Here is a 6,017-nt window from a genome sequence, read left to right on the forward strand (position 1 = left end):
CCCGGGCTAGACGTGGTTTCGCAGCTTGAGTTCGACGGGATGGGGATGCAGGTAGTACTGGGACAGGAGATAGTCCACCCGGAACTTGCGGGCGTAGTGGGCGCATAGGGTCGCGGGCACGACCAGCGGCGTCAGTCCGGTGCGGTAGGCATGAATGATGTCGCGCAGTTCCGCCTTGTCCTCGGCGTCGATATGCTTTTTGAAATAGCCGGCGACGTGCTCCAGCACGTTGGCGTGCTTGGCCGGGGTGGCGGGCAGGGCCAGGGCGCGCATGAGCACGGTCTCGTAGGACCGTTGCAGGCCGTCGGCGGGCCAGTTCTTGGCCTCGGCCGCGAGCCGGCCGAGCTGGCGGGCCAGGTCCGGGCTGTGGGACATGAGCAGGAGCTTGTGGCTGGCGGTGAAGGCGACAAGCCGGGCGAGCAGGCTCGTGCGGCCGTCGCCGGCCAGGGCCGCGCGCCAGCGGTTAAGCGTGAAGATGCGCTCGATGAAGTTTTCCCGCAGCCGGGCGTCATGGAGTCGCCCCTCGTCCTCCACCGGAAGCAGGGGAAAGGCGTCCATGAAGGCCCGGGCGAAAAGCCCGACCCCGCGCTCGGCCGGGGAGCCTTTCTCGTTGTAGACCTTGACCCGGGTCATGCCGCTGGACGGGGACTTGGCCTTGAAGATGAAGCCGCGCAGGTCCTCGGCGGCCAGCTCCCGCACCCGCCGGGCCGCCCACGCCCGCATCCGGTCCGTGAGGTCCTGGCCCGTTTTTGTCGTGACCAGGCGCGGCGCGGCCGGGTCCCCGACCAGGCGCATGGGCTCGCGCGGCACGCCCAGGCCGCATTCCGCCTCCGGGCACACGGGCACGAACTCGAAAAATTTTCCCAGCGTCTCCACGACATAGGCGTCGCGCTTGTGGCCGCCGTCGTAGCGCACGGGCTCGCCCAGCAGGCAGGCGCTCACCCCCACGCGAATGGTTTCCCCCATGGTTCCTCCCCACCTCTCCTGTCCGATCCAACCGCTCTCTCATTTTCCCCTTGGAGGGGGTCCGGGGGGCGCCATGGTTCCATGGCCCCCCGGCGGGCCCGGGGCAGCGCCCCGTTTTCCCTCTTCTCTTCCCCTCCCCATGCGTCCCCGGCTTGATCGACGCGGGGGAACCGGCTAAAGGCGGACTGGCCGCTTGGCAGTCTACGGTCTTTGGGCCGGCAGGGGAAGCGGCGGAGGCGTTTTTTGGACCACGTGATTGAGGGGCTTTGCCGCCCCACGACCATCTTTTTCGACTTCGGCGGCGTATTGGCCGAGGAGGGGTTTCACGAGGGCCTGACGGCCATTGCCCGCGAAACCGGCCGCGACCCGGCGGAAATCGTGCCCGTGGCCTACGAGATGGCCTGGAGCACGGGGCTCGTGGTCGGGGGCTGCGACGACGCCTGTTTCTGGCGGGCCTTCCGCCAGGCCACGGGGATCGCGGCCGACGACGCCTGGCTCACGGACATGGTGCTTTCGCGCTTCGTCCCCCGGCCTTGGATGTTCGCCGTGGTGGACGCGGCCCGGGCCGCCGGCATCCGCACCGCCATCCTGAGCGACCAGACCAAATGGCTCGAGTGGCTCGACGCCCGCCACGACGTCTTTTCCCACTTCGACGCCGTGTTCAACAGCTACCATCACGGCGTCAGCAAGCGCGACGCCGCCTTTTTCGAGCTGGCCCTGGCCGCCATGGGCGCGCGGGCCGAGGCGTCGCTTTTCATCGACGACGCGCCCCGCAACGTGGAACTGGCCGCCTCCCTCGGCTTTCACACCATCCTCTACCGCGACGAGGCCGGCTTTTTCCGCGACCTGGCCGCCGTCTGCCCCTCCCTTGGAGTCCCGCGTGTATAACCCCGTTTTCGGCCTGGCCCGCGACGGCCTGCCCCTCATCGGCCTGTTCGCCCTGGCGACGCTGGTCGCGGCCCTTTTGCGCTGGCCCTGGGCCGCCGTCGTGCTCCTGGCGCTCACGGCGTTTTCCCTCAATTTCTTTCGCGACCCGGACCGGGCCTCGCCCACCGGGCCCGGCATCGCCGTGGCCCCGGCCGACGGCGTGGTCTGCAAGATGGGCGAGGCGGCCGACCCCCTGACCGGCGAGACCCGGCAGGTGGTGTGCATCTTCATGAACGTGTTCAACGTCCACGTGAACCGCGCCGTGCTGGACGGCACGGTGACGGAAGTGCGCTACATCCCGGGCAAGTTCTTCAACGCCTCCCTGGACAAGGCCTCCACGGACAACGAGCGCAACATCATCGGCATCCGCGACGCCGACGGCGGGCAGTGGTCCGTGGTGCAGATCGCGGGGCTCATCGCCCGGCGCATCGTGTGCAAGGCCGCGCCCGGCGACGCCGTCAGGCGCGGCGAGCGCTACGGCATGATCAAGTTCGGGTCCCGGCTTGACGTCTATTTGCCTCGTGGTTATCATCCAGCCGTCACAATGGGCCAGAAGACCATGGCGGGCGTCACCGTCCTGGCGAAAAAGGCCGAGTAGAAGCCGGTATCGATGGAAGAGCCGATCACCCAGAGCCGGGCGCGCAGGAGCGTCTACATCCTGCCGAACCTGTTCACCATGGCGAGCCTTTTCGCCGGGTTCCTGGGGGCGTTGTGGGCCATCGAGGGCCGCTTCGAGATGACCTCCCTGGCCATCCTCTTCTCCTGCCTCTTCGACGGCCTCGACGGCAAGGTGGCCCGGCTGACCGGCACCAGCAGCGACTTCGGCGTCCAGTTCGATTCGCTCTCCGACCTCGTGGCCTTCGGCGTCACCCCGGCCATCATGGTCTACCAGTGGCATCTGGCCGCTTTCGGCCGCCTGGGCATCCTGGCCGCCTTCATGCTCGTGGCCTGCGGCGCGTTGCGCCTGGCCCGCTTCAACGTCATGGCCGGCAAGACCACGACGTCCAAGAAGTTCTTCATCGGCCTGCCCATCCCGGCCGCCGGCTGCATGATCGCGCTCACCTACATGTTCGAGCGCTACCTGCCGGCCGACGTCGCCGCCCACTTCGCGCCCAAGGTCTGCCTGGGCCTGGTCTACGCCCTGTCCTTCCTCATGGTCAGCCGGGTCCGCTACGCCTCCTTCAAGGAATTCGGCCTGGTCAAGGCCCATCCCTTCAGCGCCATGGTCACGGCCATGCTCCTCTTCGTGGTGGTGGCCTCGGAGCCCTGGTTCATGGGCTTCCTGCTCTTCTCGGCCTACCTCCTCTCCGGTCCCCTCTACACCTTCTTCGTTCTGCCGCGCCGCGCCAAGCTACGGGAGCCCCTCCAGGAGCTCTCATAATACCATCATTCCCTTTCTGACATCTCTTGTCATCGCCCGGGGCCTCGGCTAACCAACATCCGCTGTTGCGTGCCGCTCGGTCCGCGCTTCCCGCGCCCGTCGCGGGACAAAAAAGGGAGCATCCCCATGTCCGTAGACAATAGGGTGTACATTTTTGACACCACGCTCCGTGACGGCGAACAGTCGCCCGGAGCCACCATGACCCGCGAGGAAAAGATCCGCATGGCCCGCCAGCTGGAAACGCTCGGCGTGGACGTGATCGAGGCCGGATTCCCGGCCGCCAGCGTCGGCGATTTCGAGGCCGTGGCCGCCATCGCCGCCGCCGTGGAGAAACCCGTGGTCGCGGCCCTGTGCCGGGCCCTGCCGGCCGACATCGACCGGGGCTACGAGGCCATAAGGCAGGCCAAGCGCGGCCGCATCCACACCTTCCTCGCCACCTCGGCCCTGCACATGGAGCACAAGCTCGGCAAGACCCCGGCGCAGGTGCTGGAAATGGCCGAGGCCGCCGTGCGCCACGCCGTGTCCAAGGGCGTGGAGGTCCAGTTCTCGGCCGAGGACGCCTCGCGTTCCGACCCCGAGTTCCTGGTCGAGGTCTGCAACCGCGTCGTCGCCGCCGGCGCGACCATCGTCAACATCCCCGACACCGTGGGCTACGCCCAGCCGGCCGAGTTCGCCGACCTCATCCGCTACCTCCTGGCCAACGTCAAAGGCGCGGAGAAGGTCACCTTCGCCGTGCACTGCCACAACGACCTGGGCCTTGGCGTGGCCAACACCCTGGCCGCGCTCCACGCCGGGGCCAGGCAGGCCGAGGTCACGCTCTCCGGCATCGGCGAGCGCGCCGGCAACGCGTCGCTTGAGCAGGTGGTCATGGGGCTTGGCACCCGCCCCAACTACTACAACCTGACCACGGGCATCGTCACCGAGGAGATCTTCCCCTCCTGCCGCCGCCTCTCGGGCATCATCGGCCAGCCCATCCCCCCCTACGCGCCGGTCATCGGCAGGAACGCCTTCGCCCACGAGTCCGGCATCCACCAGCACGGAGTGCTCAAGGACCGCCGCACCTACGAGATCATGACCGCCGAGAGCATCGGCCGCAAGGGCGCGGTGGTGGTGCTCGGCAAGCACTCCGGCCGCCACGCCCTGGACGCCAAGGTCAAGGAACTCAACTACAAGCTCACCGACGACGAACTCAAGATCGTCTTCGACGCGGTCAAGGAACTGGCCGACCGCAAGCAGCGCATCCTCGACGAGGACATCGAGGCGCTCATCCTCGAAAAGGTGCTGCGCCGGCCCGACCACTACGCCCTCCAGTTCATCTCCGTGCACTGCGGCAACGTGGAGCTCGCGCCCTCGGCCGTGATCCAGGTGCTTGTGGACGGCCAGGTCGTGCGCAAGTACTCCTCCGGCTCCGGCCCGGTGGACGCCTCGTTCAACGCCGTGTGCGAGGCCGTGGGCCGCAAGCCCGAACTCGAGGAATTCCACATCAACGCCATCACCGGCGGCACCGACGCCCAGGGCGAGGTGACCGTGCGCGTGCGCGAGGGCGACGCCACTTCCGTGGGACGCGGCGTCCACGACGACGTCATCATGGCCAGCACCCTCGCTTTCATCAATGCTCTCAACAGGTTGGCCAAAAAGGAGGGAGACCGGATATGCCCGCAACTTTAGCCGAGAAAATCCTGCAGTCCCGCTGCGACGACCAGATCACCGGCCCCGGCCAGATCGTGCGCTGCCGGCTGGACCTGGTGCTGTCCAACGACATCACGGCGCCCCTGGCCATCAAGGCCTTCAAGCAGATGGGCGCGACCGCCGTCTTCGACAAGGACAAGGTGGCCATCGTGGCCGATCACTTCACGCCCAACAAGGACATCGCCTCGGCCGAGCAGGTCAAGGTCTGCCGCGAGTTCGCCAGGGAAATGGGCGTCACCCACTACTACGAAGGCGGCAACGTCGGCGTCGAGCACGCGCTGTTGCCCGAGCTCGGCCTCGTCGGTCCCGGCGACGTGGTCATCGGCGCGGACTCCCACACCTGCACCTACGGCGGCCTCGGCGCCTTCGCCACGGGCATGGGCTCGACCGACATCGCCGGCGGCATGGCCCTGGGCGAAACCTGGTTCAAGGTGCCGCCCACCATCCAGGTCGTGCTCAAGGGGGCTCTCGGCAAGTACGTCGGCGGCAAGGACCTGATGCTTGCGCTGATCGGAACCATCGGCGTCTCCGGGGCGCTCTACAAGGCCCTGGAATTCACCGGCCCCCTGGCCGGCGAACTCTCCGTCGAGGGCCGCATGACCATGTCCAACATGGCCATCGAGGCCGGCGGCAAGGTCGGGCTCTTCCCCGCGGACGCCAAGACCCTGGAATATGCCGCCGCCCACGGCCGCAAGGGCGACGTGGCCCTGGCCGCCGATCCCGGCGCGGTCTACGAGCGCGTCGTCGTCATCGACGCCACGGGCATGGAGCCGCAGATCGCCTGCCCGCACCTGCCGGACAACGTCAAGCCCGTGTCCGCCGTGGCCGGGCTGCCCGTGGACCAGGCCGTCATCGGCTCCTGCACCAACGGCCGCATCGAGGACCTGCGCCAGGCCGCCGCCGTGCTCAAGGGCAGGAAGGTCGCCAAGACCGTGCGCTGCATCGTCCTGCCCGCCACCCCCACCATCTGGCGGCAGGCCCTGGCCGAAGGGCTGATCGAAACCTTCATGGATTCCGGCTGCATCGTCGGCCCGGCCACCTGCGGGCCGTGCCT

At 68.1% G+C, this 6,017-nt stretch carries 6 protein-coding genes; 5 read left to right on the forward strand and 1 reads right to left on the reverse strand.

From position 1 onward, the window contains the following. Nucleotides 1-6: 6 nt before the first annotated feature. Nucleotides 7-966, reverse strand: a complete 960-nt coding sequence (locus tag Q1K70_RS13330) for a DUF523 and DUF1722 domain-containing protein (protein WP_300160457.1) — start codon at nucleotides 964-966, stop codon at nucleotides 7-9. 252 nt (nucleotides 967-1,218) lie between these two features. Between Q1K70_RS13330 and Q1K70_RS13335 the strand changes: the two genes are divergently transcribed. From Q1K70_RS13335 to Q1K70_RS13355, 5 genes are all read left to right on the forward strand, one after another. Then, nucleotides 1,219-1,854, forward strand: coding sequence for an HAD family phosphatase (locus Q1K70_RS13335; RefSeq protein WP_300160481.1), 636 nt, complete (start codon nucleotides 1,219-1,221; stop codon nucleotides 1,852-1,854). Continuing rightward, nucleotides 1,847-2,491: a phosphatidylserine decarboxylase family protein gene (locus Q1K70_RS13340; protein ID WP_300160460.1), complete on the forward strand. Its 645-nt coding sequence runs from the start codon at nucleotides 1,847-1,849 to the stop codon at nucleotides 2,489-2,491. The genes Q1K70_RS13335 and Q1K70_RS13340 overlap by 8 nt, the downstream gene beginning before the upstream one ends. A gap of 12 nt (nucleotides 2,492-2,503) precedes the next feature. Next, nucleotides 2,504-3,274, forward strand: coding sequence for a CDP-diacylglycerol--serine O-phosphatidyltransferase (pssA, locus tag Q1K70_RS13345; protein WP_300160463.1), 771 nt, complete (start codon nucleotides 2,504-2,506; stop codon nucleotides 3,272-3,274). 126 nt (nucleotides 3,275-3,400) lie between these two features. Further along, the gene (locus tag Q1K70_RS13350; protein ID WP_300160466.1) at nucleotides 3,401-4,942 is read left to right on the forward strand and encodes a 2-isopropylmalate synthase; all 1,542 of its coding nucleotides are present in this window, start codon (nucleotides 3,401-3,403) and stop codon (nucleotides 4,940-4,942) included. Beyond that, nucleotides 4,927-6,017: 3-isopropylmalate dehydratase large subunit (locus tag Q1K70_RS13355; RefSeq protein WP_300160469.1), on the forward strand; the 1,091-nt coding region annotated here is incomplete at its 3' end. The genes Q1K70_RS13350 and Q1K70_RS13355, both read left to right, overlap by 16 nt.

Origin of the sequence: Solidesulfovibrio sp., from assembly GCF_029978005.1 — a bacterium.
In the GTDB taxonomy this organism is placed as follows: domain Bacteria; phylum Desulfobacterota; class Desulfovibrionia; order Desulfovibrionales; family Desulfovibrionaceae; genus Solidesulfovibrio.